Here is a 15,823-nt window from a genome sequence, read left to right on the forward strand (position 1 = left end):
GTCAGTAGTCGAACGAGAATTCCACGCCATAGCTGCGCGGCGTGTTGAGCACCCGGATGTAGCCGAAGCCGACGTTGTCGACCTTGTAGGCCTGGCGCGTGTCGGTGAGGTTCTTCGCGTACAGCGCCACCTGCCAGCCGGGCTTGCCGATGCCCAGGCGCAGATTGAGGTAGTCCTTGCTGCCGATCCGGTACTGCTCGCCCAATCCCAGGTACTGGCTGCCCTGCACGCGGTAGTCCAGGCGCCCGTCCAGCAGCCAGCCGTCGCCGGGCAGCGGCCGCTGATAGCCGAGCGAGGCGTTGAACGTGTAGCGCGGCGTGTAGGGCGCGTCGTAGCCGCCATCGTTGCGCGCGCGCAGCAGGCCCAGGCCGCTGCTGGCCTGCCAGTAGCGGCCCAGCCGCAGCGCGCCTTCCAGTTCCAGGCCATCGATGTTGGTGCTGGGGATGTTGGTGGTGGCGCGGTACGGCGGCGTGGCGATGATGCTGGTGTACTGCTGGTCGGAGTAGTCGATGTGAAACAGCGCCGCATCCAGTTGCGCGCGGCCGTCCAGCAGCGTGCTCTTGGCGCCCAGCTCGTAGTTCCAGGTCTTTTCCGGCGCGGTCAGGGTGCCGCTGTTGAAGTAGCCGGAACGGAAGCCGCGGGCGACGCTGGCATAGGTCATCAGTTGCGGCGTCCAGTGGTAGGACAACTGGTATTTCGGTTGCCAGGCGGTGGCGCGCGCGTCCTGGCGCAGCTGGCCATCGTCGGTTGGCCAGATCTGCGCGAGGCTGTAGTCGGTGTAGCGCGTGGTGCTGTAGTCGTTGCGGTCGTAGCGCAGCGCGAACGTGGCTTCCAGCGCCGCGGTCACGTCGTAGTTGAGCTGGCCGTAGATGCCGTAGATGCGATCGCGGCGCAGGTCGATGCGATCGGCCACCAGCGAGGAGAAGCTGGCGTTCTCGCCGGAAACCGACTCGGCGCCGCCGATCAGCATCGTGTCCAGCGCTCGCCGGCGCAGGTAGGAACCGCCGACCAGCCAGCGAAGGCGCTGGTCGCTGCGCGAGGTCAGGCGCAGGTCCTGGCTGGTGACGCGGAAGTCGTCGCTGATGTCCTGCAGGCAGTCGAACGGCTCGCCGGCGCCGCCGACGGCGCCGCACAGGCCGGTGGCCGGCGGTTTCTGCCAGGACGCGGTGCCGATCATGTCCTGGTCCAGCCGGCTGTGCGCGGTGATCGAGGTCAGATTCGCGAACCCCAGGTCCCAGTCCAGTTTCACCGACGCTTCCAGCGCACGCCGCGTTTGGTGTCCGACATAGCCACGTTCCACGCGGGTGTCGTCGTAGCGGTCGATCGCCTCGGCGCTGGCAAGGAATTGCTGGGTCGCGGCGCCGGCATTGCTCCTCACCCCATGCAGGCTGACGTCGATCTTGACCGGCTCCAGATCGAAGTGCAGCTTGCCGCGGATGTCGGTGGTGCGGTCGAAGTCCACCGGCCGCCCGTCGCTGCTCTTGATCAGTCCATCGCTGTCGCGGTGATAGGCGTCGACCCGGTAGGAAATCTGCTCGGATACCGGGCCGGACAGCGAGACCACCGCCTTGCGCTCGTCGCCGTTGCCGTAGGACAGGCGTCCCTGGGCGCGGAAGTGGTCGTCCGGGGCGCGGGTGATGATGTTGATCGCGCCGGCGATGGCGCCGGAGCCGTACAGCGCGCTCTGCGGCCCCTTCAGCACCTCGATGCGCTCGATGCCGACCAAGGCCCCGAGGTTGATCAGGTCGTTGCTGCCGGCCGGCACCCCATCGATGAGGTAGGTGACGGGCGCCCAGCCCATGTCGCCGGTGGAGATGCCGCGCAAGGTGATGTACGACACGCCGGCGCGGTAGTCGTCGCGGATCGTGGCATTGGGGGTCAGCTGCAGGAAATCGGAGACCTTCTCGATGCCGGCCTGTTCGATGGTCCTGGCGGTGAACACGGTCACCGCGTCGGGCACCGACTGCAGCGGCTCGCTGCGCTTGCGCGAGGTGACGATCACCGCATCCAGCTGGGTCGCCTCGGTGCCCGCCTCGGTGGCCTGCTGCGCCTGGGCCGACGCCGCGACGCCGGCCTGCAGCAGCGCCAGCCCGATGCAGGCCGCCAGCCTGCCGGTCGTCCGCCCGCCATGCCGATCCCGGCCCCGGTCCGCCCCCGTCGCGATCCTCCGTTTCATCGTTGCCCTGCCCCCTAACTGACTAGTTAGTTGGCAACTTAGGAGAACGTTGCGCCCGCGTGAAACGACCAATGTCCATGACCTGATTCCAGCAGGGAATCAACGCGGCGGCGGCTAACCCCGCAGCGATGCCAGCAGCGCAAGATGCCCGACGTAATAGAGATAGAACGCCCAGCGCGTGCGTGGGATCGGAAAATGGCGGCGCGCCAGCACCGCCAGCAGCGGGATCGCCAGCAGCGCCCAGCCGTTGCCGTTGTACCAGCACAGCAGTCCGAACGAGAGCGCGAGCAGGACGATGCGCCACGGGCGGAACATGCCCCAACGATCGAAACGACCCGGCGTCGGCGGCGCGGCATCTGCCGTCTGCTGAGCTGCGGCCTGCGGAAGGAACAGCCACCAGGACGCCAGCACCAGCGCCAGCCCGGCCCAGCTGTAGTCCACCAGGAGTGGCGCCACCAGGACGCACATGCCGAGCAAGGTCCATTGACGTTGCTGCACGCTCCAGATGACGGCCGCGGCCAGGGCAAAGCTCAGCAAGACGTTGAACGGCACCCAGTAGCCGAACGCGAGTCCATGCACCGGCTGCGCGACGATGCCCCACAGCAGCAGCCGGCGCACCGACTTGAGGACGTCGGCGCCCGGCTGGGCCAGGTTGTAGGCCAGGACCATGGCGAACAGCGGGAAGGCGACGCGGCCGAGCTCGGACACGACCGGGATGTAGCCGTCGTCGAGGACTTTCGCCACGTGATCGCCGGTCATCAGGATCACGGCGATCCATTTCAACAACTCGCGGGCACTGCTGGTCATCGTGTTGTTCAGAACGCAGCTCCTGACCGCCTGTCTGTCTCCCCTGTCCCGGCCTTGCGTCGGCACCCAGGACGCGGCGGTGCGCTGCGCATGGCGGTGGCTCGGCGCGCGACGGGCGCGCGGCGCGGTCGAGGCCATGGACGTTAGTCTGTTCTGCCCAGGGCGGCAACACGGGCGAGCGCCTTTGGCGTCGTTTCGCTATCGCAGCGCACGCCGGATGCGCATTGGTCAGTGCGCCCGCTGCGCCATCGGGATCGGCGCGGACGGCGCGCGCGCGAGGTGCAGGCAGCGATCGGCCACGCTGGACAGGCTGGTCCGGTGCGACACGACGACCAGTGCGGTCCGCGGCAGGCGCTGGCGCAGCGCCGACAGCACGTGCTGTTCCGAGGCGGCATCGAGCGCGCTGGTGGCCTCGTCGAGCAAGGCGATCCGGGGTTGCCTGAGGATCACCTGCGCCAGCAGCAGGCGCTGCAGCTCGCCGCCGGAAAGCTTGGCCGAGGCGCTGTTCAAGGTGGTGTCCAGGCCCTGCGCGCCGGCCTGCAGGCGTGCGGCCAGGCCGACGTCGCGCAGCGCCTGCCACATCGCCGCTTCGCTGGCGCCCGGCTCGGCCCAGGCCAGGCATTCGCGCACGCTGTGCTGCCACGGACGCACGCTCTGGCCGACATAGGCGCCGGGCCGGATCGCGGCGCGGTACGCGGCGAAATCCAGCGGGCGCCCCTCGCACTGCGCGGCGAAGACGCGCGGTGCGACCATGCCGGCGAGCACGTCCATCAGGCTGCTCTTGCCGGCGCCGGAGTGCCCGCAGATCAAGGTCATGCTGCCCGGCGCCAGGATCAGTTCGCCGATCGCGACCGCGGCCAGCGGCGGCGCCAGGCCGATGCGGTGGATCCGCAACGCACCGGGCATGGCCGTGGCCGGCGGCGGCGCTGCCGGTGCGCCGCGCTCCGCGCCCATGCCGACATAGCGTTGCCACAGCTCCAGCGCCGGCGCCGCCGAGCGCAGTTGCTGGAAGCTCTGCCGGGTCGAGACCAGATACGGCAGCAACCGCCCCAGCAGCAGGCCCACGGTGATCAGCGCGCCGCGGTCGATGCCGTGCCACAGGCCGGCCAGCAGCATGATCGCGGCGATGGCGGCGACAGCGCTGAGTTCCAGCAGCAGCCGGCCCGAGGCGACCAGCGCCTGCTGCCGCCAGTAGCCGTGGCCGAGCCGGCTGGAGATCGCGTCGTAGCCGCGTTTCTCCAGGTCCTCGCGTTCGAACGAACGCACGTGGCGCAGGCGCCGCGGGAAGTCCTCGCTGAGCCAGAACAGGCGGGTCATGTCGGCGACGTACTGGCGGCTCACCCGCGCCTGCTCGTGGCCGGAGATGCGGAAGGCCAGCACCGCCAGCCCCAGCAGCGGCGGCAGCGCCAGCATCAGCGCCGGCGACACCAGGAAGGCGATGCCCAGGCTCACGCCCGCGGTGATCGCCGCCACCAGCAGTTGCAGCAAGGCGCTGAAGCCCTGGACGATGATCTCGATGTTGTAGGTGAGCACGTTGGCGATTTCCGCCGAGCTGGCATCGGCCAGCGCCGGCAGCGGCGCGTCGATCAGGCGCGCATGCACGTGGCGGCGCAGGCCCAGCGCATGCCGGCTGGCCAGGCCTGCGGCCAGCCGCGCGGTCGCCCAGCGCAGCAGGGCGAAGCCGGCGCTGGCGACGACGAAGACCGCGGTCTGGGCGATGACGCCGTCGGGCAGCGCCAGCGCATGGCCGCCGAGGATCGGCGCGTGGCCGGGCTGGACCAGCGGGACCAGGGCCACGGTGGCGACGGCACCGGCCAGCGCGGCGATCAGCGACAGCACGACGTAGATGCCGATGCGTACCCGTTCGCCGCGTTCCAGCGTGGCGACGAACGCGCGCAGCAGATGGCGCGCGGGATCGGGCGCGGCGGCGTCGCGCGCGCTCATCGGTGGCGGCCTGGGAGGGACGACTGTCCGCTGGATGGCCTGGCTGGCTGCGGCTGCCTCACGGCTCCGCTGGCGCGCCGCTCCAGTGCGGCGCGGCGCCTGCCCTCGCCTTTGCGCCTCGGCTCGCGCATGGGCGGCGTGGGGTGCGCCGCCGTGCTCATCGCAGCAACTGCAGCACGGCGTCGACCGAGGCGCCCGGATCCGCGCCGCGCTGCAGTTCGTGGACGCCCAGCCGCTGCAGCTGGCGCGCGAACAGCGCCCATCCCGGTTGCGCGGCGGCGTACGGCTGGTCGGCGCTCAGCCGCTCGAGCACCTCGCGCTCGCCGAGCGGCCGCAGCAGCTGCCGCGGATCCGCGGCCGCCGTGGCGGAGACGAACACCGCGCCGACCAGTCGCAGCGGCGCCGGCGCGAGGCGCGCGCGGCCATGGCGGATATCGACCTCGTGCTTGGCCACGCCGCTGCGGCGATGGATGGTCGGCGCGGCCGCGATCCAGGCGCGGGTGTCCTCGTCCACCAGCCGCAACAGGTCCGGCCGCAGGTGCAGGAAGTTGCCGATGCCGGTGGCGAGCATGCGCTGCGGATCGACGAAGATCGCATCCTCGGCGAGGAATTCCAGACCGCGCAGCAGGCTGTGCAGGGCCAGCGTGGACTTGCCCGCACCGCTGGCGCCGAGCAACAGCACCCCGCGCCCGTCGGCGCCAACGCAGGCGCCGTGCAACGGCACCAGGCCCATGGTGCGCGTCGCCAGCACGAACACCGCGAACTCGATCAGTTCGTAGCGCACATGGTAGGGATGGGCGAGCATGTCCTCGGACACCACCAGCAGCGCCCTGCCCTGGTCCGGCATCAGCACCAGGTAATTGTCGGCGTCGATGACGCCGCACAGCACGCCGGCGCCCGAATGGGTGCGCACCGGCGGCGGCGCGAGCGAAAGCAGATAGGGCGCGTCGCGGCGCGCGACCAGGTTCAGTTCGATCCGGAACCGCGCGGCGCCGGGCAGTCGGTGCGGCGGCACCTCGCCGAAGGCCGCTTCGACCAAATGCAGCAAGGCTTCGCTGTTGCTCTCGAAGTGGAAGTGGCCGCCGAGCAGCTGCTTGCCGAGCGAATGCGCGCGCCGCAGCCGGTCGTGGAAGGGATCGTCGGCGGCGCTGCTCGCGCCGGTGTCGGCGGCAGGCTCCCAGCGTTGCGTGCGCACGGTCGAGAGCTGCATGGCGTGATCCGTCTGGTCGATGCAGCGTGAGTGCGCGCAGCGCAGGAAAAGGTTGCGCGGCGCGTGCGCGCGGTGCCGCCGGCGGCACGCATGCGCATGGGCCACAACCAAAGCGCACGCCGGCGGCACTTACGGCACGGCCACCTGCGCGCGGCCACTGCTGCATGCGCCGCGGCATCCGTCGCCGGCGCCGAACGAGACCCTTCCGCCGATGCCAAAGATCCAGGTCAGCCATTCCTACTTCCTGCGCTACGACCCCAAGCAGTGGGAACGCGGCAAGCCGTATCCGCCGCTGGCGACGCTGCAGGTGGCCACGCTGCTGCGCCGGCACGGGCACGAGGTGGTGCTGTTCGACGCGATGCTGGCCGACGGCGTGGAGGACTACCAGGCCTCGGTCCGCGCGGCGCAGCCGGACCTGGTGGTGTTCTACGAGGACAACTTCAATTTCCTGACCAAGATGTGCCTGAGCCGGATGCGCGAGGCCGCGTGCCGGATGATCGCCGAGGCGCGCGCCTGCGGCAGCCGGGTGATCGTGGCCGGCTCCGATGCGTCCGACCATCCCGAGGCGTTCCTGGCCGCCGGCGCGCACGCGGTGCTGATCGGCGAAGGCATCGCCGCGCTGCTGGAACTGGTCGCGCGGCTGCAGCAATCGCCGGACATCGAGGCGGCGGCGTGGGTGGCGGACGTGGCCGACGTCGCCACCGCCGCCGCGCCGCAGCTCAGGCGCGCGCAGATCGGCGCGCGGCCGCCGGATCCGCGGCTGTCCGGCCTGGCCGCGTGGGACCTGGTGGAGATCGAGCGCTACCGCGACCTGTGGCTGCAGCGCCACGGCTATTTCAGCCTGAACATGGCGGCCTCGCGCGGCTGCCCGTTCCGCTGCAACTGGTGCGCCAAGCCGATCTGGGGCAACCACTACAAGCGCCGCAGCGCGCCGGAGGTGGCCGCGGAAATGATCCATCTCAAGCGTTCCTTCGCCCCGGACCACATCTGGATGGCCGACGACATCTTTGGCTTCCATATCGAATGGGTGGAAGAATTCGCCGCGGTGCTGGCCGCGGCCGATGGTTCGATTCCGTTCACCATCCAGACCCGCGCCGACCTCGGCAGCGAGCGCATGGCCGCCGCGCTGGCCCGCGCCGGCTGCGCGGAAGCGTGGATCGGCGCGGAGAGCGGCAGCCAGCGCATCCTCGACAAGATGACCAAGGGCACCGCGGTGGAGGACGTGATCGCCGCACGCCAGCGGCTGGGCGCGCACGGCATCCGCGTCGGCTTCTTCCTGCAGCTCGGCTACCTGGACGAGCAGCTGGACGACATCCTCGCCACCCGCGCGCTGGTGGCGCGGGCGCGTCCGGACGACATCGGCGTCAGCGTGTCGTATCCGCTGCCGGGCACCAAGTTCTACCAGCAGGTGAAGAACCAGCTCGGCCGCAAGACCCATTGGCAGGACAGCGACGACCTGGCGATGATGTTCCATGGCGCCTACGATTCGGAGTTCTACCGGCGGGTGCGCGATCTGCTGCACCGGCAGGTGGACCTGCAGCGCGGCGAGGCCACGCGTGCGCCGCACGAGCATGCGCAGGACTGGGCCGCACTGGACGCGCAGTGGCAGGCGCTGATCGCCAGCGAAGGCGCGCACCGCACCGACGCCGCGCTGCCGGCCGCCGCCAGCGCCTCCGCCCGCCGCATCCCGCTGGTGCAACGCCAATGACGCCGCACGCCACGCAGCAGCTGCATGCGCCCCGCTCCACCGATCTCCCCTCCGAGCATGCGCCGCAGCCGCCGTTGAAGCGGGTCGGCGCCGGCCTGCGCCTGGCGACCGAAACCCTGGCGCAGGAGCTGGCGCGGCCGGGCAATGCCATGCCGCAGTGGGACCGGCTGCAATGGCAGCTGGCCGCGGCGGCGACCGCCGCGCACGGCATCGGCCCCTTGCTGAGCCGGCTGTCGCTGTGGCCCGATCGCGACTGGAGCGGATTCCTGGCCGAGCAACGCGCGCATGTCGCGCACCGCTATCGGCGCATCGCCGCGTTGCTCGAGCGGATCGATGCGCTGGCGCAGGCGGCCGGCGTGGCCATCGTGCCGCTGAAGGGCGCGGCGCTGCACGCGCAGGGCCTGTACCTGGCGGGCGACCGGCCGATGGCCGACATCGACCTGCTGGTGCGCGCCGACGACGCCGAACGGGCCAGTGCATTGCTGCAGGAACTCGGCTACGAGGCCGAGTTCGTGCAATGGAAGCACCAGACCTTCCGCACGCTGCACGCGCAGCCGGTCGCCAGCCTCGGCGAGCATCGCGATACGCCGATCAACATCGAACTGCACCTGCGCATCCAGGAACGGCTGCCGCTGGCCACGGTCGACATCAGCGAGCGGGTGTTTCCGCGCGACAGTCGCCCAGGGCTGCATCCGTATCCGTCCAACGGCGCGCTGATGAGCCACCTGCTGCTGCACGCGGCCGGCGGCATCTGCAGCCGCAGCCTGCGCTTGATGCATCTGCACGACATCTCGCTGCTGGCCACGCGGATGAGCGTGAAGGACTGGCAGGTGCTGTGCGACGACGCCGATGGCGCGCCGTGGTGGGCGCTGCCGCCGCTGCAGCTGGTGCTGCGCTACTACCGCACCGCGATCCCGAAGGCGGTGCTGGCGCGGCTGCGCGCGCACTGCCCGCCGCTGCTGCGCCTGGTGGCGCGGCGGCTCGACCTGACCCGGGCCTCGTGCTCGCAGCTGTGGCTGCCGGCGCTGCCCGGGATCGAATGGGCGCGCTCGTTCGGCGAGGTCGTGCGCTATCTGCGGCAGCGCTTGCAGCCCTCGCCGGAGAGCCGGCAGGAGCGTGCCGACATGATCCGCACCCAGCTGTGGCTGCAAGGCCAATCCTGGGTGTCGCTGCCGCAAAGGCGGCGCGTGTTGTTGCGCCTGCTGCGACCGGTGCCGCGGATGGACACGCTGTATGCGGTGCGCAGTGCCTTGCATGGGTATGCGGCGGCGCGTTAGGTCACGGGTCCGCGCACAAATCCCCTGTAGGAGCGGCTTCAGCCGCGACAGGCATCTCGGTAATGCCCGTCGCGGCTGAAGCCGCTCCTACAGGGAAAACGCGTGCTCATGCACGCGCCGCGCACAGCCGTCGGTAGATCGCGCCGAAGCTGCGCACCGTGTGCTCGGCATCCTCGCGCACCGCACGGCATTGCGCGGACCAGGCCAGGCGCAGGCGCAGTTCGTCGTCGGCCAGGACCTGGCGCAGGGCCTCGGCCAGGCCGGCCCAGTCGCCGGTGGGCACCGCCAGCGCCGCCGACGGCGCCCATTCCAGCAGGTGCCCTACCCCGGTGCCGACGGTGGGCACGCCGGCCACCGCCGCTTCCAGCAACACCATCGGCCCGGCCTCGTGCAGCGACGACAGCACCAGCAGATCGGCGGCTTCCACCAGCGGGCGCAGTTCGCGCTGGGTCTTGAAGCCGAGGAAGCGGATCTGCTGCGAGAGGCCGAGCTGGGCGGCCAGGCGCTGCATCTGCCCATCGAGCGTGTCCACGCCGACGATGTCGATGCGGAACGCCACCCCGGCCCGCGCCAGCGCCGCCAGTGCGCGCAGCAGCGTCGGCTGGTCCTTGACCCGGTTGAGGCTGGCCACGTGCAGCAGGCGCGCCGTGCCGCCATCGCGCCGGCGCGGCGCGCGCTGCGGCCAGGCGCGCAGGTCCACGCCCAGCGGAACGCGTTCGGCGCCGATGCCCAGCGCCTGCAGCGCCTCGACGATCGGCGCGCTGGCCGCGGTCACCGCATCCGCCAGCCGCAGGACCAGCGCCTCGCGCAGCCGCCCCTGCCATTTGCGCCGCCCGCCGTAGCCGATGGCATGCAGCGCGACCAGTTCGCCGCCGGCGATGTGCACCAGGCTCGGCCGCCGCAGCAGGCGCGCGGCGGCCACCGCGATCAGGCTGCAGTGGCCGGAGAAGATCGATTGCACCAGGTCGAACGGCGCCTGGCGATGCTCGGCGCGGATCGCGGCGACCGCGCGCAGGCGGGTGCGGCGCTCGCCGATGTTGTGGATGCGTGCGCCGAGCAACTCCCAGCAAGCCGGCGCAGGCTCCTGGTGCAGCACGAACACATGCACCTCGTGCGTGCGCGCCAGGCGTTCGATCAGGGTCAGCAGCACCGGGATCACCCGGTACTCGCCGCTGCGATCGACGCCGCCGGGCACCACCAGGGCCAGCTTCATGCCCCGCTCCGCGCGGGTTGCTCCAGCAGTTGCGCATAGGCGCGCGACCAGCGCCGGCCGACCGCCGCGAACGACAGCTGGGCATCGAAATGGGCGCGTACCAGCGCCGGCGACGGCCGCTCGGCGGCGGCGTGCACCAGCGCCTCGGCGAGCAGGCCGGCATCGCCGCACGGCCACAGTTCGCCGACGCGGCCGCAGTCGGTGAGCGCACGGAACGACGGGATGTCGGTCAGCACCGGCAGCGTGCCGCAGGCGAACGCCTCCAGCGCCGCGTAGCCGCAGCTCTCGGCCAGGCTGGCGGACACGAACAGGTCCGCCGCGCGCATCAGCGTCTGGATCTGCGCATGCGGCACCTTGCCCAGCAGGTGCACGCGCCCGCGCAGGCGCGGATCGCGCTGCACCCGCTCCTGCACCGCCTCCAGCAACGGCGCGCTGCCGAACGCGCAGAACAGCTGCAGCCCGGGCAGCCGCGCGGCGGCGCGGGCCACGCCCTCGAGCACGGTCAACGGGTCCTTGCCGGCGCTCAGGTGGCCGACCCACAGCACGCAGGGCGCGCCGTGCAGGCCGCTCTCGCGCCGCGCCTGGGCGCGGTCGCCGGGGGTGAAACGGCAGCTGGACTCGGGGATCGCGAACAGGCGCGTGGACGGCGCGAACAGCCCGGCATGCACGAACGCGCGTGCCAGTTCCAGCGAGGTGAAGGCGATCCCGGAGGCGGCCGCGTACCACTGCCGCCACTGCGAGCGGCGCCACCAGCGCGGCGGGCGATTGGCGTGGTCCTGCAGCAGGATCGGCACCTGCGGCAGCTGCCGCGCCATCGCGCAGGCCTCGCGCGCGAACTCCAGGCCGTGTACGTGCACCACGTCGGCGCCGATCGCATGCACGATGCCGGCGATGCGCCGCGCGCGGCTGCTGGTGCCGGCGTTGCCGGGATCGGCGAAGTGGTACTCCACGCCGTTGCGCAGCAACTGCTCCGGTGTGTCCGCGGCCTGGATCACCGAGACGCGGGTGCCGCTGCCGGCCACCGCTTCGGAGATGTCGGCCAGGGTCGGCCAGTGCGCGAACACCTGCGCCGGCGCCAGTCCCGGCGGGGTCGGGACGAAATTGATCTGCGCGACGTGCATGGGTTTCCGGCCAGGATGCGACACGCCTAGATGCCCGAGACCTGCGGCCGGCGCAGGCGCACCAGCCAGTTGGCCAGGTTCAGTTCCCACGGCCGGTCGTAGCGCCGGTAGCGGTAGCGCCACGCCGCCATCGCACTGAGGCCGCGCTTGGCCCAGCGCGGCGAGCGCAGGTCCTGCGCGGTGGGATAGCGGCAGCCCAGCACGGTGACGAAATCGCGGATGCGCCGGCGCAGCGCGTCGTCGAGCCAGGGCGCATCGGCATGGCAGGCGTAGTCCACCCACTGCGGCTGGGTCCATTCCTCGGGCGTGTTCGGGAACACCACCGGTTCGCCGTGCCGGTCCAGCAGCGGCATCGACGCGCGCCTGCCGCGGTCCTTCTCGTGGCGGCTGGCCTCCGGCAGCGGCGTGTACACGTAGACGATGATTTCCGACTGCGGATTGATCCGCTTCAGTTCGCGGATGAACTCGAAGGTCTGCTCGGTCGCGTGCACGGTGTCCTGCGGCGGCGCGACCATGAACGACAGCTCCGGGATCACCCCGTTGCGCCGGCACAGCTCGGCCACTTCCAGGGTCTGGTCCGGGCGCGTGCCCTTGCGGATCTCCTTCAGCATCGCCCCGCTCGGCGACTCGGCGCCGATGTAGGCCATGCGCAGCCGGCTCTTGCGCACCAGCTTCCAGGTGCTCTCGGACAGGTTGAGCAGCGCGTCGGCGCGCGCATAGCACCACCACGGCATCTCCAGCTTGGCCATGACCTCCAGCAGCGGGATCATCTCCGCCTCGCGGTCGAAGAAGTTGTGGTCGAAGAACTGGATCGAATCGGCGCCCAGCTCTTCTTTCAGATAGCGCAGTTCGCGTTCCAGCCGCGCCGCGGTGGGCAGCGCGGTGGCGCCGCCGAACATCGCCGCCACGCCGCAGAAGGTGCAGCGGAAACGGCAACCGAGCGCGGCCTGGTGCGAGGCGGTGCGGCGGCCGAGGAAGCTGCGGCCCAGGTAGCGGCGCGGGTCGCCGAGCTTGGCGTACGACAGCGCCGGCAGGGCGTCGCCACGGCTGAAGCCGCGGTTGCGGTTGTGCACGATCGCGCCGTCCTGTTTCCACGACAGGCCGTCGATCTGCGCCAGGCCGGGCCCCTCGCCGCGCAAGGCCGCGACCAGTTCCGGCAGGGTGTCCTCGCCCTGCGCGCGGATCGCGTAGTCCACGTACGGCGCGCTCAGCGCGGTCTCGGTGTACAGCGTGGGGAAATAGCCGCCCCACACGATCGGCATCGCCGGGAAGCGTTCGCGGATCGCCGTGGACAGCGCGATCGACGGCGCGATCTGCGGCCCGCCCATGACGCTGATCCCGACCGCGTCGTAGCGCTGTTCCTGCAGCGCCTGCAGGGCGCTGTCGATGAAGCCGCGGTCGACGTTGCCGTCGATGATGCGGCTGTCGCCGCTGCGGTCCAGCGCGGCCGCCAGGTTCAGCAGCGCCAGCGGGAAGCGGGCGTTGCCGCGCGAGGTGATGGTCGGGTTGACCAGCAGCGTATTCGGTGTGGAAGACATGGCGGCAGGTTGCAGGGCGAGGCTCACGGCAGGCGCCGCAGCCGGAACACCAGCGCCACCGGAACCTGCAGCGCGGCAGGATCGAAGTGCGCGCCGGCGGGAATGTCGGCGGGATCGAGCATCGGTTCGTGCACCGCCTCGATCGCCAGCCCGAGCGCGGCGCAGGCCGCATGCCAGTGGCTGTACAGATGCTGGGTGTGACGCACCGCGTAGCGCTGGCCATCGGCCTTGAAGTCGCGGCGCCAGCCGAGCGCGTGGCCGATCGGGTGCACGTCGCTGCACAGCACGCTGCCGCCCGGACGGGTGGCGCGGTGCAGCTCGGCCAGCGCCGGCCGCAACTGCGGCAGGTGCCCGACCGCCAGCGCGCAGATGCTCAGGTCGGCGGCGGCATCGGCCACCGGCAACGCCTCCAGGCTGCCCTCGCGCAACGTGTAACGATTGCCGCCGCCGGCCGCGTCCAGTTCCTGCGCGGCGCGGCGCAGCATCTGCGGCGACAGGTCCACGCCGGTGGCATGCGCGGCGCCACGCTGCAGCGCATGCAACAGATAGCGCCCGCTGCCGCAGCCGGCATCGAGCACACGCTGTCCGCGCAGCGTGGGCGGCAGCAGCGCCAGCATGGCGCGCTGTTCGGCCTGCATCACCGGATTGTGCGCATGCGCCGGATAGCTCGCCGCCCACAGCGCATAGGCGTCGAACGGATCCAGGATCGGTACGGCGTTCATGCGCGGCGCGCCTGCATGGCGGACGGCCCGGTCGCGCGCGGCGCGTCGCCTTGCAGCTGCAGACCGGGTTCGAGCGCGAGCAGCGCCGGGTCGGCCAGCTCGGCGGCCAGCAGCTTCGGCACGCCGTCCAGCGTCGCCGGCACCGCGGCCACGCCGGCCGCGGCGAACCAGCCGGCGAAGTCGGGATCGGCGATCCGCGGGCGCCCATCGCGCACCACCGCGCGCAGTTCGCTGCGCGCCAGGCCGACCAGGCTGTGCGCCGGATCGCCGCCGCGGTCGCCGACGATCACCAGGTCCGCGGCGGCGCCGGGCGCAAGACTGCCGCGTCCGTGCAGGCGCAGGATGCGCGCCGCCGCGGTGGTCGCCAGCGCCAGCGCCTGCGCGGCGTCGAGGCCGTTGCCGGCGGCCACGCGCAGTTCCTCGAGCAGGTCGCGCGCGCCGCTCAGGCGCGAATCGCTGCCCAGCGCCAGGCGCCCGGCCGCATGCAGCCGGCGTGGATCCAGGGTGCGCCCGAGCAAGGCCAGGTTGCTCGACGGGCACCACACCACGGCGGCGCCGCAGGCGAGCACGCGCTCGATATCGGCATCGCCCAGGCCGACGCCGTGGATCAGCACGCTGTTGCCGGCCAGGCAGCCGCGCCGCTCCAGTTCGGCCAGCTCGCCGGCGGCGAGCGCATCGGTACCCTCGGCCAGGTGGATCATCCACGGGCGATCGGCGGCGGTCGCGGCGAAGCTCTGCGCCGGCGGCGGGCCGTAGTCGGGTCCGTGCAGGGCGTAGCTCCAGCCGAACTCGCGCAGCAGCGCGACCGGGAAGTCGGCCGCATCCAGCGCGGCATGCCATGGATCGTGGTGCGCCACGCAGGTGACGCCGGCGAGCAGGTTCTTCAGCGCGCCGTGGCGCAGGCGCAGCGGCTTGGGCCGTTGCAGCGCGGCGGCGACCGCCGGATCGTGGAAATGCGCGGCGAACGCCTCGATCCAGGCATAGCTGTTGGCGAACGGTGCGGTCTGCGGCAGCGGCGGCACCGCATTGACCTGCAGGTGCTCGTGCGCATTGATCAGTCCCGGAAATACCAGGTGCCCGTGCAACGCGACCCGGTACGCGGCCGCGGCCGGCGCTGCGGCGATGCGGCCGCCGCGCAAGGTCAGCGATGCGCGCACGGCGCCGGCGGGGCTGGCGATGCGTGCGCCGCGCAGGTAGGTGTCGATAGGAGCGGCAGCGGCGCGCATCGGTCAGCGCTTGCGCATCACGATCAGGAAGTGATCGCCCATGTCGCGCAGCAGCGGCCAGCCGCCGATGCGGTCGTCCAGCCGGCCCAGGCGCTCGCCCCAGCGCGGGTGGCGGCGATAGTGCTCGACCAGATACGGCGGCGGCAGGCACAGGCTGAGCGCGCGATAGGATTCCAGTTCGAAGTGCGCGGAAAAGGCGCGGTAGAACTCGCGCGGCAGGTAGTACCAAGTCCAGATGGTGTGCCCGTTCATGCCCACCGCGGTGACCCCGCGCGCGCCACGCACCGCGGCGCGGCGGAAGCGTCCGCGCAACGCGTAATGGCCCAGTTCCCACGGGCACAGGCGCCCGATCACCGAGAACACCAGGCGCCCGTCGCGGCGCAGCAGGCGCGCGCATTCGGCGGCGACCGCCGGCAGGTCCGGGGCGCAGTTGAGCGGGCCGAAGTTGGAATACATGCCGTCGAACTCGCCGTCGATGCGATCCAGTTGCTGGATGCCGACATGCGCCGCGCTGAGCCGCCCCTCCAATGCCGGGTCCTGCGCCCGCTGCCGGGTGCGCGCCACCATCTGCGGCGACCAGTCGGTGGCCAGCACGCGATAGCCACGCCGCGCGAATTCGTGGGCATCCAGGCCGGTGCCGCAGCCCAGGTCGATCAGCCGCGCGCCGGCCGGCAACTGCGCGGCCACCGTGTCCCACAGGGTGCCGCGCATGCGCTGGATCAGCTCGTTGTTGCCGCGCGGGCCGTCGTAGTCGGCGGCGACGCTATCGAAGGCGCGCTGGGTCTCCAGCAGCTGCGCCGGATCGATCGTCGCCGCGCGCGCAGCGGCGCCGGGCTTGCCATTCGCAGTCACATCCACTCTCCACTCGCCTGCCGTCGTCG

Annotated in this window: 12 protein-coding genes; 2 read left to right on the forward strand and 10 right to left on the reverse strand. The window is 71.7% G+C overall.

The annotated features are described in order from the left end of the window. Position 1 precedes the first annotated feature (1 nt). The 4 genes from AB3X10_RS11510 to AB3X10_RS11525 form a co-directional block, all read right to left on the reverse strand. Positions 2 to 2,176: a TonB-dependent receptor gene (locus AB3X10_RS11510; RefSeq protein ID WP_369981573.1), complete on the reverse strand. Its 2,175-nt coding sequence runs from the start codon at positions 2,174 to 2,176 to the stop codon at positions 2 to 4. Between the two features lie 114 nt (positions 2,177 to 2,290). Next, positions 2,291 to 2,983: a TraX family protein gene (locus AB3X10_RS11515; protein ID WP_369981786.1), complete on the reverse strand. Its 693-nt coding sequence runs from the start codon at positions 2,981 to 2,983 to the stop codon at positions 2,291 to 2,293. Positions 2,984 to 3,211: 228 nt separating this feature from the next. Then, complete coding sequence (locus tag AB3X10_RS11520) at positions 3,212 to 4,927, reverse strand: ATP-binding cassette domain-containing protein (protein WP_369981574.1); 1,716 nt, start codon at positions 4,925 to 4,927, stop codon at positions 3,212 to 3,214. A 157-nt stretch (positions 4,928 to 5,084) separates the two neighbouring features. Further along, positions 5,085 to 6,137 (reverse strand): serine kinase, encoded by a 1,053-nt coding sequence (locus AB3X10_RS11525; RefSeq protein WP_369981576.1) that lies wholly within the window; start codon positions 6,135 to 6,137, stop codon positions 5,085 to 5,087. A 211-nt stretch (positions 6,138 to 6,348) separates the two neighbouring features. Between AB3X10_RS11525 and AB3X10_RS11530 the strand changes: the two genes are divergently transcribed. Together AB3X10_RS11530 and AB3X10_RS11535 are read left to right on the forward strand one after the other, a co-directional pair. Beyond that, positions 6,349 to 7,845, forward strand: coding sequence for a B12-binding domain-containing radical SAM protein (locus AB3X10_RS11530; protein ID WP_369981578.1), 1,497 nt, complete (start codon positions 6,349 to 6,351; stop codon positions 7,843 to 7,845). Then, positions 7,842 to 9,122 (forward strand): nucleotidyltransferase family protein, encoded by a 1,281-nt coding sequence (locus tag AB3X10_RS11535; RefSeq protein WP_369981580.1) that lies wholly within the window; start codon positions 7,842 to 7,844, stop codon positions 9,120 to 9,122. The genes AB3X10_RS11530 and AB3X10_RS11535 overlap by 4 nt, the downstream gene beginning before the upstream one ends. A gap of 106 nt (positions 9,123 to 9,228) precedes the next feature. On the opposite strand, the gene AB3X10_RS11540 is transcribed toward AB3X10_RS11535, so the two are convergent. From AB3X10_RS11540 to AB3X10_RS11565, 6 genes are read right to left on the reverse strand one after another with little or no spacing between them, the layout of a single operon-like run. Further along, on the reverse strand, positions 9,229 to 10,335 hold the full coding sequence (locus AB3X10_RS11540; protein ID WP_369981582.1) for a glycosyltransferase family 4 protein: 1,107 nt from the start codon (positions 10,333 to 10,335) through the stop codon (positions 9,229 to 9,231). Then, positions 10,332 to 11,456: a glycosyltransferase family 4 protein gene (locus tag AB3X10_RS11545; RefSeq protein ID WP_369981584.1), complete on the reverse strand. Its 1,125-nt coding sequence runs from the start codon at positions 11,454 to 11,456 to the stop codon at positions 10,332 to 10,334. The genes AB3X10_RS11540 and AB3X10_RS11545 overlap by 4 nt, the downstream gene beginning before the upstream one ends. A 26-nt stretch (positions 11,457 to 11,482) precedes the next feature. Then, the gene (locus tag AB3X10_RS11550; RefSeq protein ID WP_369981586.1) at positions 11,483 to 12,994 is read right to left on the reverse strand and encodes a B12-binding domain-containing radical SAM protein; all 1,512 of its coding nucleotides are present in this window, start codon (positions 12,992 to 12,994) and stop codon (positions 11,483 to 11,485) included. A 23-nt stretch (positions 12,995 to 13,017) separates the two neighbouring features. Further along, positions 13,018 to 13,716: a class I SAM-dependent methyltransferase gene (locus tag AB3X10_RS11555; protein WP_369975138.1), complete on the reverse strand. Its 699-nt coding sequence runs from the start codon at positions 13,714 to 13,716 to the stop codon at positions 13,018 to 13,020. After that, the gene (locus AB3X10_RS11560) at positions 13,713 to 14,942 is read right to left on the reverse strand and encodes an amidohydrolase family protein (protein ID WP_369975139.1); all 1,230 of its coding nucleotides are present in this window, start codon (positions 14,940 to 14,942) and stop codon (positions 13,713 to 13,715) included. Before AB3X10_RS11560 ends, AB3X10_RS11555 begins: the two co-directional genes overlap by 4 nt. A gap of 3 nt (positions 14,943 to 14,945) precedes the next feature. Then, positions 14,946 to 15,794: a class I SAM-dependent methyltransferase gene (locus AB3X10_RS11565; protein ID WP_369981788.1), complete on the reverse strand. Its 849-nt coding sequence runs from the start codon at positions 15,792 to 15,794 to the stop codon at positions 14,946 to 14,948. Positions 15,795 to 15,823 lie beyond the last annotated feature (29 nt).

This window comes from Xanthomonas sp. DAR 80977, from assembly GCF_041240605.1.
Lineage (GTDB): Bacteria > Pseudomonadota > Gammaproteobacteria > Xanthomonadales > Xanthomonadaceae > Xanthomonas_A > Xanthomonas_A bundabergensis.